This is a genomic window from Pristimantibacillus sp. Z349TD_6, from assembly GCF_056173205.1.
This window is the reverse complement of record NZ_CM149662.1, coordinates 2,826,678-2,843,671: the sequence shown is the minus strand read 5'-3', so window position 1 is coordinate 2,843,671 and position 16,994 is coordinate 2,826,678. Positions and strand designations below refer to the sequence as shown.

The window sequence follows — 16,994 nt, the reverse complement described above, 5'->3', positions numbered from 1 at the left end:
TTACACCTCAATTTTCGGCTTGGACAAAATCAAAGAAGTCACTAAGCCAATCACAACAAAAATAATACAAATGATTAATGCCTGTAAGGTCTTCGGATCATCAAATAAGACGTGAAAGATAGCCCCTTCAAACATTTTATTAATACCAAAAATGGCAGCCGGTACAAGGAACAAAGGGATATAGCCCATGATAATAGAATCCGTATATTCCGATTTTTCGGACTCGACGATTCGTTTCGATTCTTGCATATCCGTATGCACTTTCTCCAAAGCTCGTCCAATATCTCGATTTTCTTTCGCGGCTTTGGTGAACAACACACCGAGCTGCTTCGACCAGCTATTATCGATTTGATAGCTAAAGAGCGCCACACCCTCACGGATGGCCATCTTACCCTGCAGTTGTAATACAGTTACCAATGCACTAAATGCTCGTTTCATCGTTCCCTGCAATTCATCAGCTGTGTTATAAAGGGCATGATAGAGATCCCCATGAATCCCAGGGCTCCGGTATTTTAGAATAAGGAGCTCCGTTGCTTCAATCAAAGCATAGCTATTTTCTCTGCGAATGTTGTAGAGCTTGACTCTAAGCAAACCGTAAGGCACGAGCGCCGTTATGCCTGCTAAACCAAATGCGCGTTTATTCCACCAGGTTACAAACTCCCCGCCATTAAAGCCAAGCAACAGGAGCAGATACATGACGCTAAACACGCCACCACTGAAGATAAGAAACTGGTTAACGGAGTTACGATGAAACGTCTTACTGGTTGATCGAAGCAAAAGCTCTAAATGACTAAATGTTTGTTCCTCATCGTTTGCTTTCTTCGGCGTATTCAGATAAAGCGGTACACTCCATGACCGAAAAATCATATTCTGCAAAGCACCAATGAACCGGAAGGCAAAGCCTGTGTAAAGCAGCATAATCGCCGCTTTTAAAATCATTTCAAGAGATAGATCGAGCTGGCTAATCATGCGCTAGCCTCCTCACCCTCATGGCTGCTTAATGCGACCTCTATATTGGATCCAAGCATTGGCTTATCTTCAGCTAATCGTTTTAAAGCGAAGAAAGCTTGTTCGGCGTAATGCGGCGCAGTTTCTTTCATCTTTTGCATGGTATCTGCAGACAAATCATCGCAATACGTCCAGCTGTTTTGTTCCATATCCCATCGCATAATGTCGTGACAGCTCACCTCAAAGGTATACGGATCTAGCCTAACTTCCGTCATTCGTAGAAGTTTTTTAGATCCATCATCAAGCTCCTTCATGACAATGATGAGATGGATATTTTCGGCAACCCTAATCAGCTCCTCGCGGTACTGACGATTTGGAAATCGCTGCAGTACGAGGCGAGCCAATTGACCAGGGATATTAGCTATACGCTCGGTATGATAACTGGTCATGGAGCCACCTTTACCGCGCTCACACGAAACAAGAAATAGTTCCGTTTCAATGCTGCGCGTTTCTCCCACAATGACAAAGACATAATCGGAGCGCAGTACCAGGTCAAACACGCTATCATATTCTTCATCCGTCTTTACCACAAATTCAACGAGCTGATCATTCTCATGTAATTCACTTAACTTTAATTCCGAATGGCCACGCTCAATGGTTACAGCCACTCGTCCTGGTCTGCGGCGTTCAGCATAAATAGCTTTAATCAGCGTACTTTTGCCTGAACGTACTTCTCCGGAAACAATCAAATTAAGCAACGATTTTGATATTCCGCGTATCAGCGGCAGTGCTTCGGATGGAATACTCCCTGCTGCTACCAAGTCCTCCAGCGTCGGTGCTCGCATCGTTTGGTTACGAAAAATTATCGTAGGTCGACGAACGAGCGGTGGGATCATAATTGTTACCCTTGTCCCATCTACTAAATCGAGCTCTAGCTTGGGATTGTGTTTATTGATGTGCGAAAATTCATCCTTCATCCTAATCTTTTCAATGATATTCTCGATAACCTCTTCTTCCGATTCATATCCAAATGGTTGTAAATCAGGCTCGCCAGGAATATCAAAAAAAATCTTTTTCCCCATAATTCGTGCAGATTGGGATATGTGATACTTCGGATGATGATTCCACACCGAAATTGGACCGAGACCGAACGTTTGTTGAAAAACAGCTTCAACCAATGAATGATAATAGCTTGGCTGCATAATGTGCTGCAGTTGGTTCGTTTTTAAGTATTCTTCAATTTCACCCTTAAAAAGCTGCACGGCTTCTGTTATACCAACCACCGCATCGTGCTGCAGGGCCTGCCACTTTTTCATTTCTTTATCCGACCGCTCTTCATTTTTCTTTCTAAAGACCGTACGCACTTGTGTGCAAAGCGCTTTAAATTCATCCGTAAGGGCATTGTTGCTTGCTTTAAGCGCTACCGGCTGCTGCACGGCCTTACTTTCCAATTCCGAGATATGAAAATCTTTTTCACGCCATGCACCCATGATCGTATTCACCTCCTAGAAAACCATTTACTTTTTGGACTTTCGTTTTGCATGGGCCAGTTAAATCGTGATTGCAATAAATCAACCATACGTTTGAGCTGCTCGTTATATTTTGGGTGCTCTACTGTAGTCAGCAACCGACGTTCCATTTCACAGAGCATGCCATCCTCTTTTAGATCGGGTAACCATCCTAGCATCGAGGCAGCCATACTACGCTCAATCTCTTTGGTATCTCCCCACTGCTTCGACCATTTATTGATGAGTAACAAAAACGACATCGGTTGCTCGTGATTGACCATCCGAAGCAAAGGCGCAAATCTTTGCCAGTTGGCCAGTGCAGATGGCTGCTGCGTCGTTACGACGATCCGCATATCCGCATACAGTAAAGCTTGCAAACAGAGATTATTATCGGGATTAGATCCGGCATCAATCAGTACGATATCAAAAGCCTCTCTTGCACAAGCGATGACATGTGCTACTGATTCCGACGAATACCGGTACCGTTTCGTCGGATCCGCATTGCCTGCCAAAAAGGCGAAATGCTTCGTTTGGTGCATATGAGCGACCAGTTCTGTTGGCGTTAGAATGCCACCGTCTTTAATTTGGGTATACAAGTCATGCAGATAGGTACCGGAGTAGGTGATAAACACATCACCTGGCGTAAAAGCATCCAGACCAATGACGGCGACTTTCCGATCCATCCGTTTTCCGATTTCTTCAGCTAATGACAAGGTGCTGCCTGTTAATCCGGTTTGAGATTTCGCGCCAACCAGAGCAATAACTTGCCCCCCATTGCGAATAGCCGGCGCGCCACCCATAAATTGTTGATGCACGTACTCCACCAATTGCTCTATGGTTCGCTTCGGTCGGCATACGCCGATACCGAGTCGCTGGCATACAAGCGCAGCGTCTTCGGTGACCCCCGTGTCTGCTTTATAGCTGAGCAGATAAACCAGATTCTTTCCCTGTAAGAGCTCTACAACGCTTTCCAATTCATGCGGTTGTACCAGCCGGTCCGATATTAAGACCACCTGGCAGGTTTTAAATGTTTCCTGAATCAATTCCGGTTTCGTTACTTCTGAAGAAGAAAATAAGGCTTCGGTTTGTGCAGCCTGGCGCAATTGGCGACTTAATTCTTGATCATTTCCGATAAACCCAATGTTCATGAGCCATACCCCACAATAAATTGATAGCCACCGGCAGCTTTTTCCGACAAGAGTTTCAGTTGATCCGGCGTTAATTGCAGCTCTAGCTTACGCCCACGAACCGTTGCATCCACCCGTACATTCGGATTCACGTTACCCTCAGCATTCTTGACTTCATTTGAGCTCGCATCCTTGTAATAAGCAACCACGATATCCTCTATCACCTTCTCCGCCTGAGAGAGCAGCGGCGGCTCCGCAATGCCTGATTCTGGATTGATTTTCTCGATATCAGTCGGCACTGCGAATATCGTAATTCGGTCAAGCCTCCGCAAGCTGCCTGGTACCGATAAAATCCAATCCTCCGGCATCTCCACCACCGTTGCTCCTGGTACACTGAGCAAAGACGTCTTATCTACGCGATTGATGGTCATTTGATCGCCAGCTTCAATCAGTTGCAAGGCTTCTTGACCTACAAGTAAAAGAGCATCCTCTTCCGGAATGGCTCCAGAAATCACATAATCTTCTTTAATCGGTACAATCAAAAGATCGTCCTTCGTGATCGGGTGATGCGGAAGCAGCTGTCTTGATGCTACGACTACATTTTGTGTATCCATTAAAACGGTCCACCTCGTATCGAGGAAGTAGAGCAGCACGAGCATAGCCACCATGGCAAATAGATAAAACAACATTCGATTTATTTTTTTCAGACTTACTTTCATATCGTTCTCCTTTCGTTACGAAGATTTAACTTTGAACCACTGAGTACGGAGCTCAGCAATCGGTGCGTCTTTGCCCTGCCAGTAAATCGCCTCCGGTAATGCTTCGAGCAGCTGCTCGAAGAGAATCTCTTCTTGCGCTCGATTACCCGTAGACTCTTGCGGAATCAGTTGAACTACCCGCTGACATGCTTCCGGGAGTGTCATGACCTGACTTAATCTCTTCAACTCCGTAAACGCGACGATATCTTGCTCGGTAAGCTGCCTTCGATTATTATCTTTTCGTTCAAACACATAACCGGCTTGTTCCATCATTGGCAGCCAGCGGCGCAAGCTGCTCTCCGCCATTTGTAGTTGTTTGGCAACATCGCTCATCGCAATCTCTTTCACTCTTGCAGCTCCTTTCACCTCCGGTGTTCATGTATGATTTTTGGTGGTGATCGGTTACTATTCATGATCGCTATATCATCAACAGATATGATGACGATTAAGCGATTAGTGAGCGCTGGCTGCCATAGCCTGCCTAGCAAAATTCCCACCGCCAAACCTCCCATCCATTTCGTGTGGCTCTTGTTATCTATTACAAGCATAGCAAGGATTTTGAAGGCAATCGTTCGCAATTCGTATGCAAAAAGTATGATTATTTTTCGTGGTTATCCACATTAAGCTAAATGATCACACCAATGACATAGCGATCAATAAAGAAAAATGTAAGCAGCACCAAAGTGAGCAGCGCCACACCCCCTGATAAAATAGTTTTTTTGATATGCATCTGAATTTGAGAATGAATAAATAGTGAAAAGGCTACTATGCCTATTACGGATAAGATAAAAATGAAAAATAGGTTCATACATCAAGCTCCTTTAATAACAAAGGCCGATCCTCAGCGGATCGGCCTTTGTTATTATTTATAAAAATGTGCCAGGACGTTGATCAAATCCTCCGGATGCAACGTCCCTAAATACTTATCAATTTTTATGAATGCTATAGCCATCCATCGTTCCAATTAGAACGCCGTACTCAATCTTACTTCGACTCACCTTATAATCATGTGTAGTATCAGAGCCCACCGTCATACTTCGATCACTCCAGACTTTTATAAGTGCAACATCGACTTTTAAAAATTTAGCGAGAACTTCAGGATTAGCATCAACAATTCTAAGCATTTACTCAGCTCTTTTCCGTCAATTTCATGACAAAGGCCGATCCTCAGCGGATCGGCCTTCGTTATTATTTATAAAAATGTGCCAGGACGTTGATCAAATCCTCCGGATGCAACGTCCCTAAATACTTATCAATTTTGTCATGATTGAGCGGTACAAACATCGAGCACCGAGCTACAGATGGCTTCTGCAAACCTGCGGCTTGCCAATACACTAAAGAGAGATCCCGACTATCGTTCCCCCTCTCTTCGTGCGAGGTCACTTTGATAACAATAGAGCGCTTATCCTTCGTATCTAATATGATTCCTGGTCTTAACTTTTCCTGGCCTCCATCATCAAATGGATATAACACTAAATAAACATCACCGCGATTATGATTCATATGAACAAATAAAAAGAGACTATAGGTTGATTCACCTTAGTCTCTTATCCCCTTATTTATTTGATTGTTATGATAATCTTCTTCTAGCTTCTCTAAATTTTGTTCCGCCTGCAGCCAGAGATCCGGCAGCTGAGCATCAATCTTTTGATTCGCAACCGCTAATCGTTCTTTCAACGATTTATTGGACTTTTTCTCCAAGTAAAATCGCCTCCCTTATGGAATAATCCCTTACTCAACGATACCACAATTCTTTATAGCACTCAAAGAAAATGATACCCGTTACTGCCGGTCTCCCATATATTCCTCTTTTGCTTCTTCAATATGCTGAAGGGTAATATCGCTCTTCCTCAAAATCGACTTCCGCTTTGCTTTCATAAATATTTGCTCCATCTCTGCAAAGCTACATGAAGCGAGAGCACTGGCTATATCATCAATCAGCTGATTCTTCTCATAATTATCAAATAGCTTTTGCGTGTAAATCCTTCGTTCCGAATCCGTTGGCGGATCATACTTCATTTTGGTGTCAAATCTTCGCCATACTGCCGTATCTAATTCTTCATCCAAATTGGTTGCTGCAAGTAATATGCTTTCAGATTGAAACTCGTCCAGGCATTGAAGCAGTGTATTCACCACGCGAGACATCTCTTGCACATCTCTTCTTCCAGATCGATTCCTCGCAATAGCATCAAATTCATCCAAGAAAAAAACACAAGGATTCTGAATCGCATAATCAAATATTTTTCGAACGTTTCCCGCCGTCTCCCCTAAATAGCTGCCGATAATGGTATCCAGGCGAACAAGGATAAGTGGCAACCCTAGCATATTTGCTAAATAAAAAGCGGTTATGGTTTTCCCCGTACCTGGAGGACCATACATTAGAATCTTATTCGGCATGGGTACTCCCTGTTCCGCAAAAGACGCCTTAAGCTCGTAAATCTCAAGAACTTCATCTATGATATTTCGATTAATCTCACTAAGCACGAGTTTTTGAGATTTAGTCTTACAAGCCTCGGCCGTATGCATGACTGCCATATCTACGTCTTTACTCATTGGTAATTTAGCAGAATTCATGGCTCACCTTCTTTCAAGCGTTCTAAGTCTAAATCATATTTTCTAGTTCCCATCTATGCTATATTTTCTAGTTCCCATACTTATATTTACGTTTCATTTTTAAAAATTCCCTATAACCACGGGCAATACGCCCTTTTTGCAGAGATACAAATTTGGGAACCAGAAACAGGGAACTAGAAATTAAATCACCTTTTATACTTACTCCAACTCTTCTTTCTCTAAAAACTCTTTTATTTGTTCTTCATCCCACGCCAAGGAATACCCGCCCTTTGTACTGGTTGGCGCATGCAGGAATCCTTCTTGCACGAGCTGCTGCATGCAATCCAATACTTTTTCTTTCCGGATCGAAAAAACTTCACGCAGCTCCGAGCTCTTTGCAGATCGATGTTCGCAGATATAGCGTTTCATTCGCAGGAGAATCTCCGCTTGCTCATGTTCATGCTGTGCTTCAGCATCACGAACCAATGGTCTCATTTTCGCATCCTTATCGTATGGGCCAATCACGTTTTCATTTAGCATCCGTTCAATATGCCTTGTGGCTGCAGCATAACTTATTCGCAATTTCCTCTGTACTACCTCCATCGAAAATCCTCCGTGTTCGCGCACTATGGCAAGTACCTGTTCATATTCACTCTTCGGATGACCATCGATATAGCTTGGCTGCTCGGTTTCATCAGCTTTCGGATCAGCTCCATCCGTCTCCTGGTCATCTTCCCATGGCGGTTGATCCTCATCTGGAGACGTTCCTGGTTCGCTGTCCTCTTCTGGCATTGACCATTCGTCTTGCTTTCCAGTATCCTTCGACCAAAAAGTTTTTAGTGCATCGATTAACTCGGTGGCTTCATTATCGTTTGCGCTGGTTGCGGCTGATTGGAATCGTTGCAACGCCTTACCTTGAATCATACAAACGCCATCTCCATCACCTAATAATGGTGGAGCCCCACGATCAAGTACCGTCCGATAATCAACTGCACTCTGCAGCCGGAAGGCTACACGCGAAGGAAGATTTGCTTTAATCACACCCGTCACCACATTCACACTTGGTCGCTGTGTTCCTAGAATCAAATGAATACCGGCTGCTCGAGCCATTTGCGTAATCCGCTGTACACCGTCCTCCACCTCATCACCAGCTACCAACATGAGATCCGCATATTCATCGATTATAATTACGATATAAGGAAGCTGATCTTGCTTCATTTTGCCATTGTAAGCCTTCAAATTACGTACGTCAGCTTTTGCAAACTTTTCATAGCGCAGCTCCATCTCCATAATGACTTTATTAAAAGCGAGCATCGCTTTACGCATGTCTGATACAGGCGGCACAAGCAAATGCGGTAGCCCTCGATAGATGGTAAACTCGACCTGTTTCGGATCAATAAGCAGCAATCGCAATTGCTTCGGAGATCGGGTAAGTAGTAACGAATTGATAAGTGTATTAATGCATACCGATTTACCCGAACCGGTTGCACCCGCGATAAGTAAATGCGGCATACGTGCTAAATCCTGAAGAATAGGCTTTCCAAGAATATCCTTACCGAAAATTACGGGCAAGGCTGCATCCTCAGCAAAAGCTATAAGATCGTGTACCATATCCCGCATATAAACAAATGCACGGTCGGCTTGTGGCACGACAAAGGCTGCTGCACTTCTAAATTGCGGAGCAGACGTCACATCAAACCCCATATGGTGACCAATATGATTAGCAATATCTTCTTTCTTGCTAATTAATTTGGAGAGCTGCACTTTTGGCGGTAATTGAAAGGAGATCGCTTGAAGCGTCGGACCACTCTCCACCGCTAAAACATCAATTTCACCTTCCAGCGGAATACCGGCCAGCTGCAGCGCATCAGAGATTAGCTGACCAGCTCCCTCAACTCGCAATGTAGATGTTGAATGCGGCTTAGGATTAACCGGCAAGTACGAAAAGGGAGCGATCAATGGACCATCTGCTGAGGGATTAGTTGGAGCGCTCATCAATTTGTTTGTTGAAACGGGAGAAACGCTTACGGGCTGTGACTCTACCTGCCCCTGAAGAGCGCTTACTGGCATCATGATCGGTCGTTCTCGTTGCTTCCATTCGCGATATCGCTCCAACCATCTAAGCCGGTTGCGCCATACATATTGCATGGCTGCAGGCAACGCTACAAACAAACCAAATAGCATAAGTACATTGCGGATGAGCTGCAGCGCAAATAGCGATATCACCTCTGGCACATTTAGAAATTGTAACGCAATGCAAACCGCCAGCGTAATCCCGCATATGCGCGTTAAATATTGCGCAAAGCTTTCTTTTTCATTTGATTTCCCTTTCCCCCCACCCTCCATGAATAAATCAGCCTCCCTGCATCATTTGTTGTACAAAACCACGTACTCGTTCGCTCGTCCGATAGGCATTTTCTTGAATTAATGGCCACCATTCCGACGCCTCATGACTTGCAAAATCAAAAACATCATTTAAGTTCTTTACGACCATAAAAATCAAAAATAAACCGATTATGGTCCAAATCCATTTAGGTATGACAAAATTGTTCCCCTGCCGGTGTAGGAACCACAGTACCAGACCAATAAGGATTACAAGGGTGGACATAAGAGATCACTCCTTCATATTGAGCAGTAGTACACAACACGTCACAAGACCAAGAAAGATTACAAGGAAATAGATAAAAGATCACTCCTTCAAATTGAGCAGCACACTATAAAATTTGGTGACACCAATCCACCAGCCTGCATGCTCTGCGTAATAGCCTCGTGGGTTGTCCTTTGCACTGAGCCATTCTATGGCATTACGATTGCTCGGACGATCCTGCGAGAGCTTTACAATCGTCTTTGCAGCGATCAACGCAGATTGCTCTGTGGTGAGTGTCGCGCCTTTGCCGCTACACCAGCATCCAAATACATTCCAAGGGTTTTTAACGATCAGTTCTGCATGTTTTTTGGTGATCGGAACAAAAGATTGTTCTTGCCCTGTGATCGCAAGTAAAAGCATGGGATCGACGTTTTGCGCCTTTCCTGCCTGATCGATGGCACTTAAAATCGAGCGATCAGCAAGCGCTGATTTTTTGCTCACTAAGAAGCGATTAGCCAGTGCAATATCGAGCGGTCGATAAGACAATTCGCTTGATACTTGAATGACCGGCTGCACATAATCAAGTGGGTTAGCTCGTTTATTATAGACTCGTACTTCAAAGTGTAAATGAGGACCCGTCGATCGCCCCACTTTACCTGCACCGATCCTGCCGATCCGCTGCCCTTTGTTTACGACGCTACCAGGCTCTACATCCATTCGCGTATCTAAGTGTCCATAGATGCTCACCAGCCCCCCACCGTGATCAATATAGATCGCTTGTCCGAAAGTACCTAAAGCTCCCGCAATAGTTACTGTGCCGGAAGCGATCGCGTAGATCGGCTGGAGTTCTGTATTGGCTGCGCCGTCCGCGATATCAATACCGCCATGCGCTTCTGCGCCTTCCCCTATATCTCGAATACCAAAATACGACGTAATGCGCGTAATCGATGGCACCGGCCATTGATAATTGCTACCGTCCGCATCGAGCTGGATCGGTCCCCAAGAACTTCCTAACGCTCCTTGGTTATTCAAACTCCCCTCCTCAGCAAATAAGAGAAAGGGGAGAACGGTGAGCAGCATAATAAGAACAATCAGAATAGCTAAAATAATAAGGACCACTGATGCCGGTGTACCTAGTAGAAGAACTAGCTTATAGATAGCACGGGCTTTCTTTACGGTTTGTACTGTATTGGAGATGGATCCTTGCATTTTCCCACCTACCCTGCCTGTTTAAGACCACGAGTCTTGTACAAAGCGCTCTCTTCAGGAGGAACCACCATGACCAGCTCATCATACTTTTTGTGATACTCCAGAATGTATTGATTGGTATCTTCGTTTTGTGATATGCGCTCCTGAATTTCCATCGGCACATTGGAGTGCTCAGCAAGCTTTCTAATCGCTGATTGCTCCATGTAGAAATAAACGCGAACACTCGTGTTTTCCCACATGCCCTCGCCCTCTGCTGTATCGAGCATAATCGCTGGCGTATTAGATCCAAGGATCATCATTCCGTTCCACTTCCGTATCGCTGTATACCAAGCAAAAATCTCGCGCCTCATTTCTGGATTTTTCGTTTGTCGCTGACCTTCATCCACTAGCACCGCTGAAAAATAAGCGCCTTCGAATTTCAACCATTGAATATTGGAGTTTACAACGTCAATGGCCATCGACATTTTAAGTTGCGATTGTTTGGCTAGTTCATCTTTATCGTCGCTATTATCCGTTTGACCCGTTCCGACTTTAATGACGGTAAGTTTTGTCTTTTGAAAGGTGATGGACTCTTCAATTTGAAAAATGCCATCATAAATGCCAATAAAGTAAATCTTGATGGCATCGTACAAGCTTTTGGCTGCCGGATTTTCTTTCTTCGCTTCCTCGGCTATCTCCTCAAAAGCACGATGAATGGTTGGTCGCGGACCCGTATATGGCGCATCCCACGTTTCTGGCTTCTCTTTCACAATGCCAGCTTTGTCGAACACACGTTTAATCGCTTCACCTGCCTCAAAAAGCTCTGCCTTGGCTAAGCCATCTGCAAGCAGCGAGAAGGCGCGAACACCATTATCAATGGCTTTCCCTCGCCTTGAACGATTAAAGTTAATGCAATCCAAATCCAATTCAGGTAGCGCAGGCATAATCGTAAGCGGCTCATAGTAGCGGCCTTGGTCTGCCGTATGATCGATATAAACCCCGCCTACATATTCGCAAAGATCGCGCCACTCGCCGTCTAGATCGAAAACAAATACATGTATGCCTTCCTCTAGCAACGAAACAACTAAGGCTTTTAAAAAGTAGGATTTACCTTGTCCTGTTTTACCGAAAACCGTAATATTTTGTGCTCTTGGATCATCGGGATCACAAATATTAATAAAGGTAAAAGAGCCGTCTTCTGTCCGTCTGCCGAAATAAGGACCTTGCCCATCACTAGATCCACCTCTTGTCATGGGATAGGTGCGCGCAGCTGCGGTATCCGTGGTCACATGGCCATAATGCTTTTTGTTAAAGAACTCGCTATTTGGCGTGTGGGGATCAAATATAGGACTCGTCTGCCTCAGCGCCTCCTGCTGCTCAAATAGCAGATTATCCAGTTTGCAATCTAGCTCATCAAACCAGAGTTTAAGTTTTACTTCGACTGCATGGAGCTGATGGCGCTTTGGAGCTGTAATCGTAAGATAGGTATAAACGTCAAGCAGTTTGCGATTGTCCTGCTGCTTCGCATCGCGTAAGGATAAAATCGTTTCTTTCGCTTGCACTTCCGCTTTTCTAGCTGGATCGTCTTCCTGCTGCTTGGCTATCGACACGGTTAGCCGGTTTAATTTATTTTTTAGTGATAGATTCCATGTCACATCGCTGGCTGCATAACGAATCGTTTTACGCAGCGTAGCGCCTTCCTTGCCCACCAGCTCATCGAGCTTGTCCAGGTAGCCGGTGAGCAGCACCGGTGGATATCCCTTAATCATCAGTACGCGCACAAAGTGGCCACTTTTATCGTCTTTACCATCAATAACATTGACTACGGTTTCTGATTTTTCTTTTCGCCAATTTTTAACTAGCCGCTTGGTTTCCGCTAACATGGGACTGCTCCTCCTCTACCTGGATAAAATGAACAACCGCTTTAGGATCTAAGACAAAAGGTCGACCTTGAAAGAGCCAACGGTTTGCCTCATGAAAATGAGGAAATGTAAGCGATACACGCAGACCCCATTTCTCCTTGAGCAGCGTTGCCATATGACTAGTCATAGGTTCCTCACACTGATTAAGCCAAACCTCACCATGCCAGTTCTCTACCGCTTGCTCCCATTGCAGCCAGTGGTGATAATCACCATCTACAATCGCAACCGCTTGACCAAGCTTTAGCAGCTCCGCTCGTGAGGGGTGCGCAAAGGGAAGATCAACCAAGACCGGACCCTGTTCCGAAAGCTTGCGAAGCAGACGAATGGTTTCCTCGATGTGAGGACGCTGCTCTTCACTTGGCAGCCACAAGGTAAGCCCTGGTGCATTCCGTGACGTCCAAGCTTCCCATCCTGGCTCCGAGCTTGATACGCGCAGCGGATTGAGATACGTATGCGTACCACGATCCGGTGATAAGTCCACCACGTGTAGAATTACACCCTCACCGCTATGCGCAACAGCCATATTGGCCGTTAAAAAAGATTTTCCGCTAGAGGTAGGCGAAGTCAGAAACAAGATCCCCTGAAGAGCAGACATACGTTGCTGTTCCTTCTCCTCTTTTTCAACCTGCAGGGTTAGATCCGATAGAGAATCCGCTATGTGCAATAAATCATCCAGGACTTCCTTCCTTGGTCTCCTCGTTTTCAAACGCGCTAGAATGCGATGTAATGCATTGCCTGCCCAGCGTAAGCTATAGCCGACTTTTCTCGCCAGCGTAATAAGACCAGCCGTTATGGCTGCTAAAATGCCTTTGCGTGGTGAGCTATCCGTTTGTTCCTCCTCTTCATGGTCAACCTTTTCTTCCTTGCTATCCTCTTCTTCCTTGCTATCCTCCTTTGCTAACGATATAACAAGCTCTTCAGGCGCCTCTTGCTCCCAATTCCCCTCTGCTGCCATCCAACGCTCCCAGCTAATTGGATCTAACCAGCGGCCAATGAGCTCCGGCATGCTAAGCCCTGATAGAATCGTTACCTCGTGACCTGATGCCGTTAGCGGATCTAATACACGCTGCAGCTTCTCGCGCAGCTCCGCCAACATGCGAAAGCGCTGGCGCTCTTCTTTGGTCATTTCGGTTGTTTCGTCATCACGTTCACGCGAATCGATTTGGTATTCCATGACGGATAAACGCAGCACATACACGCTCCGCTTTGCTTCACCACTTTCAGCCATGTTCCGCCACATCGTTATTCGGTTTAGCTTCAGAGCTGCCATACCTTCGGATGCTACCGGTTTATTGGCTTTAGCTGTCCATAACTCATGCTGATAGTCCGAAATCTGTTCAGAAGATATCGAAGCCTCAAAACGTTCGCTTGCGCATGCCCGTAAAAATTGTTCAAAGCCGTTAATTCGTTGTTTCTTTTGGTTGTATACCGCTGTTTGCCATGGATCTGCTTGCAACGAAATGACCATATGCAACATTTTGCCGCTGCGATAAAACCAGCCATCACTCTCAGCACCAAGCAGCTGCTCCATCTCATCACCGGTGCCTGTATTTTTTTGCCGAATATACCGATAACGGCGACGACGACGATAAGACCATGAAAATAATCGTCCGAATATGGATAAGACAAAGATCAATAGCAGTCCAGGAATCTTAATCCAAAATGGCAAAGGCAATAAAAAAAGGAATCCGCCTCCGAAGAGCGTATTCCCCATTACCCAAGCGATATCATTAAATGTCAAACCTAGATACTGTATATCCTCTCGTATATCCCCTAAAAAATAAGCACTCAACAACTCATTTTCCTGTTCTTGCCGACTGAGATCCTCTGCCACCTATTTCCCTCCTTTCTTTTTACTTGTTCCTTCATGCTGCCGCAACATATCCGCTTGCAGCTTTTCAAAACTGCCCATATCCATCCCATTTAGCGGTTGATGGCCATGATCTGTCGGCATACCATCTATAATGACCATAATTTTTCCAGACATGGTCCGCCAGAATGGCAGTTTATTTGACCGATATTGCTTATGCACTTCTTCTAGTCGTTTTGCTTGCGTTTCTCTTACCATAATGTAATTCTCTGTTACATTTGCCTCAAAACCAGCAAGCAAATCAGTATCACCGCTGGATCTCAATTGCTGCTCAAGATCTGCCAAATATTGCGATCCCCGCGGCAAATCAAAACGCACATAAGGTGTACTCTCCGTGCGAAGGTTTTGCAGCAATGGCAAAATTTCTGGCATATCAATCTCCGGAATCCATAGTTGTCCATTTACCAGCTTCAGTTGCTTGACCCATGGATACTGTTTCCCCTTTTCACTCAGCTGGTTATAGGCCGATTGCGCTTCGGTTGTACTTAAATTGGTTTTTGTATATACCGGCAGTTTCTCCGTTAAGGCATCAAGCGTTTCTCTACTTGCTTCAGACTTCGTAAAGCGGCGGATATCCTGCTTGTCACTATCAATAAAGACACCATTTTTGGTATAACCATGACTGGCTGCTGACTTGATCTGCGCATCCTGCAGCTCGCGCATAACAGGTCTTACCGTTTTCTCTACTAACAGCTCACCGGTGCTTGCGTTGTATGCTATACCCTTACCATACGTTTGTTCGAGATGACCGACTATTTTCTCCATGTCTCCTCGACTTTCTTGATCCACTCGAATGACGGCACCTGATACAAAGCCCTCCGGTTTTAGCTGATGTTCAAGTTCGTGCGCAGGGATATCTAATAGGTTAAGGCCATGATTCGTCACTTCTTGACCTGCTTCTTTCATAACCACGTTACCCGTTTTATGCTCCCACACGGCTGGCGCTTCGTATTTCACACCCTGCAATGCTTCAGATCCGCCACCGGTCATGATTGATTTCATAATGGCTTTTTGCACATTTCGCTCTTGCATCCGTCTGCCAACATCGGCTACACGGTTACTTGACTGTGACCAGCTTAAACCTTTTCTTTGGAGCGCTTCTGAGCCAAATCGCTTACCCATTGCATTTAAAGCCATTGAGCTGCGATGACCAAACGTTCCTAACTTTTCGACGGCTTGACCACCATTGAGATGTACCGGCATTTTAGCCGCTAACCATACCGGACGGAGCCAAACAAAGAAGAGGAGCACAAACAACACAATGGCGGTGATCGGAGCAGCAATAGCAGGATGGATGCCAATGTCCGACATAAACCCAATATCCGCCCCAAAGTCTGTTTGCGCTTTAACAAAAATCGCCCAATACACAGCCATCAGGTAACCCGCAAACAAGGTTCGAGTATAAATGTTTATAAATCCTACCAATGTTTCTAGCTTTCCGGAATAAGCGGTATAGGCTATCCAGAGTCCTACAAAGATGGCCATAATAATGACAATGATACTTTTAAGCATCGAAAGCACAAAGGATGGCACAATAATCCCCGATACATCAAAAAACAGTATAAAAATACCGCCTTCTGTTTCTGCCATTAATTGTCCGAGCGACATGCCGGCATACGCAGGATTCGTTATACTGTCGATGCCGATTACCAATGACTTTAGGATCTCTTCACCCGTTAAATTTTGATACGTAATGTCAGCCTTTCCGATAATGCCAGCGAGCGTCAATTGTGTGAGCCAGTTTAAACCCACGTTTATAAAATTCATAACCGATAGGCTTACACCGGCAGATATAAAGCTCCATAAAAATACTTTTAAGAGCTGACCCATCTCTTTTTTGCCCTTTATAATCTGGATGGATAGCATACCAATACCCACCAGTAGCGCAACTAAGCTAATGATGGAAATAATCGACCACCCTAAAAATACTGCTTTGATATCAGCAATATGAGGAGTAAACAAGTAACTCTTTGCAAATGTCCCATACAACGGTGCGAGAAACTCATCCGTCCAGCCGATGACAACGCCATCGATGGCATCTTTAATTAACTTACCCGACATGAGATCTTGAAACGTTTGGGTTATATCGCGAAACTGGCTGCCTAGATCGGTTACCCAATCCGGAATATACCATTTATCGCCGCCCTCTTTTGGCTCCTCTACAGCTGCAGCCAAATAGGCGTATGAAACATCTTGCATCACATTGTCCACCCCATTTTTCCCAAAACATTAAAGATGCCCTCTAAGATGGCAAACATCCCTGATGTAACGAAGAGCATAATAATAACAAGCGCAATACCCATCCGTTTCCAAAAATTCGAATCATTCAGATTGGCCTTCGCCAGCTTCACCTGCCATAAGAAAAGGATCATTTTATACAGCCAGTAGACAAGAGCGATGGTGGATACGATGGTGGCAAAGGTGCCTGCAATGACAAGCACCCATTCCAGCGCCCCCAACTGATTGACATCAATAGCGTACATTTTTTTCATCTTCTTGAGATAAGCTTCCGACGTTTCCGATGCGAGATAAC

Annotated in this window: 16 protein-coding genes; all 16 read right to left on the bottom strand. The window is 45.0% G+C overall.

What is annotated here, in order from left to right; translation table 11 throughout:
* Positions 1–969 (bottom strand): hypothetical protein, encoded by a 969-nt coding sequence (locus AC0VYE_RS11875; protein ID WP_475448128.1) that lies wholly within the window; start codon positions 967–969, stop codon positions 1–3.
* Positions 966–2,438 (bottom strand): ATPase, T2SS/T4P/T4SS family, encoded by a 1,473-nt coding sequence (locus tag AC0VYE_RS11870; protein ID WP_475448125.1) that lies wholly within the window; start codon positions 2,436–2,438, stop codon positions 966–968. Before AC0VYE_RS11870 ends, AC0VYE_RS11875 begins: the two co-directional genes overlap by 4 nt.
* Positions 2,439–2,446: 8 nt before the next feature.
* A complete protein-coding gene (locus AC0VYE_RS11865; protein ID WP_475448123.1) occupies positions 2,447–3,604 on the bottom strand; it encodes a CpaE/TadZ family protein in 1,158 nt (385 codons plus the stop codon).
* Entirely contained in the window at positions 3,601–4,302 is a 702-nt protein-coding gene (locus tag AC0VYE_RS11860; RefSeq protein WP_475448121.1) for an SAF domain-containing protein, read from the bottom strand. Before AC0VYE_RS11860 ends, AC0VYE_RS11865 begins: the two co-directional genes overlap by 4 nt.
* A 15-nt stretch (positions 4,303–4,317) precedes the next feature.
* A complete protein-coding gene (locus tag AC0VYE_RS11855; RefSeq protein WP_475448119.1) occupies positions 4,318–4,689 on the bottom strand; it encodes a hypothetical protein in 372 nt (123 codons plus the stop codon).
* 578 nt (positions 4,690–5,267) lie between these two features.
* Positions 5,268–5,465, bottom strand: coding sequence for a hypothetical protein (locus AC0VYE_RS11850; protein WP_475448117.1), 198 nt, complete (start codon positions 5,463–5,465; stop codon positions 5,268–5,270).
* 64 nt (positions 5,466–5,529) lie between these two features.
* Positions 5,530–5,844: a type II toxin-antitoxin system PemK/MazF family toxin gene (locus tag AC0VYE_RS11845; RefSeq protein WP_475448115.1), complete on the bottom strand. Its 315-nt coding sequence runs from the start codon at positions 5,842–5,844 to the stop codon at positions 5,530–5,532.
* A gap of 36 nt (positions 5,845–5,880) precedes the next feature.
* A complete protein-coding gene (locus AC0VYE_RS11840) occupies positions 5,881–6,042 on the bottom strand; it encodes a hypothetical protein (RefSeq protein WP_475448113.1) in 162 nt (53 codons plus the stop codon).
* Between the two features lie 81 nt (positions 6,043–6,123).
* Entirely contained in the window at positions 6,124–6,915 is a 792-nt protein-coding gene (locus AC0VYE_RS11835; RefSeq protein WP_475448111.1) for an AAA family ATPase, read from the bottom strand.
* Positions 6,916–7,113: 198 nt separating this feature from the next.
* Positions 7,114–9,240, bottom strand: coding sequence for an FtsK/SpoIIIE domain-containing protein (locus AC0VYE_RS11830; protein WP_475448109.1), 2,127 nt, complete (start codon positions 9,238–9,240; stop codon positions 7,114–7,116).
* Positions 9,241–9,247: 7 nt separating this feature from the next.
* Positions 9,248–9,502 carry a hypothetical protein gene (locus tag AC0VYE_RS11825; RefSeq protein WP_076269581.1) on the bottom strand — a complete coding sequence of 85 codons (255 nt, stop codon included), beginning with the start codon at positions 9,500–9,502 and terminating at the stop codon, positions 9,248–9,250.
* A gap of 81 nt (positions 9,503–9,583) precedes the next feature.
* Positions 9,584–10,690, bottom strand: a complete 1,107-nt coding sequence (locus tag AC0VYE_RS11820; RefSeq protein WP_475448107.1) for a M23 family metallopeptidase — start codon at positions 10,688–10,690, stop codon at positions 9,584–9,586.
* A gap of 8 nt (positions 10,691–10,698) precedes the next feature.
* A complete protein-coding gene (locus AC0VYE_RS11815; protein ID WP_475448105.1) occupies positions 10,699–12,552 on the bottom strand; it encodes a helicase HerA domain-containing protein in 1,854 nt (617 codons plus the stop codon).
* A complete protein-coding gene (locus AC0VYE_RS11810; protein ID WP_475448103.1) occupies positions 12,524–14,425 on the bottom strand; it encodes a hypothetical protein in 1,902 nt (633 codons plus the stop codon). The genes AC0VYE_RS11815 and AC0VYE_RS11810 overlap by 29 nt, the downstream gene beginning before the upstream one ends.
* The gene (locus AC0VYE_RS11805) at positions 14,426–16,660 is read right to left on the bottom strand and encodes an MFS transporter (RefSeq protein WP_475448101.1); all 2,235 of its coding nucleotides are present in this window, start codon (positions 16,658–16,660) and stop codon (positions 14,426–14,428) included. It lies immediately after the preceding gene.
* Positions 16,660–16,944, bottom strand: a complete 285-nt coding sequence (locus AC0VYE_RS11800) for a hypothetical protein (RefSeq protein ID WP_475448099.1) — start codon at positions 16,942–16,944, stop codon at positions 16,660–16,662. Before AC0VYE_RS11800 ends, AC0VYE_RS11805 begins: the two co-directional genes overlap by 1 nt.
* Between the last annotated feature and the right edge of the window lie 50 nt (positions 16,945–16,994).

Excerpts from the sequence above, each read along its gene's own strand:
- AC0VYE_RS11875 (WP_475448128.1), bottom strand. The coding sequence starts at position 969 with ATGATTAGCCAGCTCGATCTATCTCTTGAAATGATTTTAAAAGCGGCG.
- AC0VYE_RS11870 (WP_475448125.1), bottom strand. The coding sequence starts at position 2,438 with ATGGGTGCATGGCGTGAAAAAGATTTTCATATCTCGGAATTGGAAAGT.
- AC0VYE_RS11865 (WP_475448123.1), bottom strand. The coding sequence starts at position 3,604 with ATGAACATTGGGTTTATCGGAAATGATCAAGAATTAAGTCGCCAATTG.
- AC0VYE_RS11860 (WP_475448121.1), bottom strand. The coding sequence starts at position 4,302 with ATGAAAGTAAGTCTGAAAAAAATAAATCGAATGTTGTTTTATCTATTT.
- AC0VYE_RS11850 (WP_475448117.1), bottom strand. The coding sequence starts at position 5,465 with ATGCTTAGAATTGTTGATGCTAATCCTGAAGTTCTCGCTAAATTTTTA.
- AC0VYE_RS11845 (WP_475448115.1), bottom strand. The coding sequence starts at position 5,844 with ATGAATCATAATCGCGGTGATGTTTATTTAGTGTTATATCCATTTGAT.
- AC0VYE_RS11835 (WP_475448111.1), bottom strand. The coding sequence starts at position 6,915 with ATGAATTCTGCTAAATTACCAATGAGTAAAGACGTAGATATGGCAGTC.
- AC0VYE_RS11830 (WP_475448109.1), bottom strand. The coding sequence starts at position 9,240 with ATGGAGGGTGGGGGGAAAGGGAAATCAAATGAAAAAGAAAGCTTTGCG.
- AC0VYE_RS11825 (WP_076269581.1), bottom strand. The coding sequence starts at position 9,502 with ATGTCCACCCTTGTAATCCTTATTGGTCTGGTACTGTGGTTCCTACAC.
- AC0VYE_RS11820 (WP_475448107.1), bottom strand. The coding sequence starts at position 10,690 with ATGCAAGGATCCATCTCCAATACAGTACAAACCGTAAAGAAAGCCCGT.
- AC0VYE_RS11815 (WP_475448105.1), bottom strand. The coding sequence starts at position 12,552 with ATGTTAGCGGAAACCAAGCGGCTAGTTAAAAATTGGCGAAAAGAAAAA.
- AC0VYE_RS11805 (WP_475448101.1), bottom strand. The coding sequence starts at position 16,660 with ATGCAAGATGTTTCATACGCCTATTTGGCTGCAGCTGTAGAGGAGCCA.
- AC0VYE_RS11800 (WP_475448099.1), bottom strand. The coding sequence starts at position 16,944 with ATGTACGCTATTGATGTCAATCAGTTGGGGGCGCTGGAATGGGTGCTT.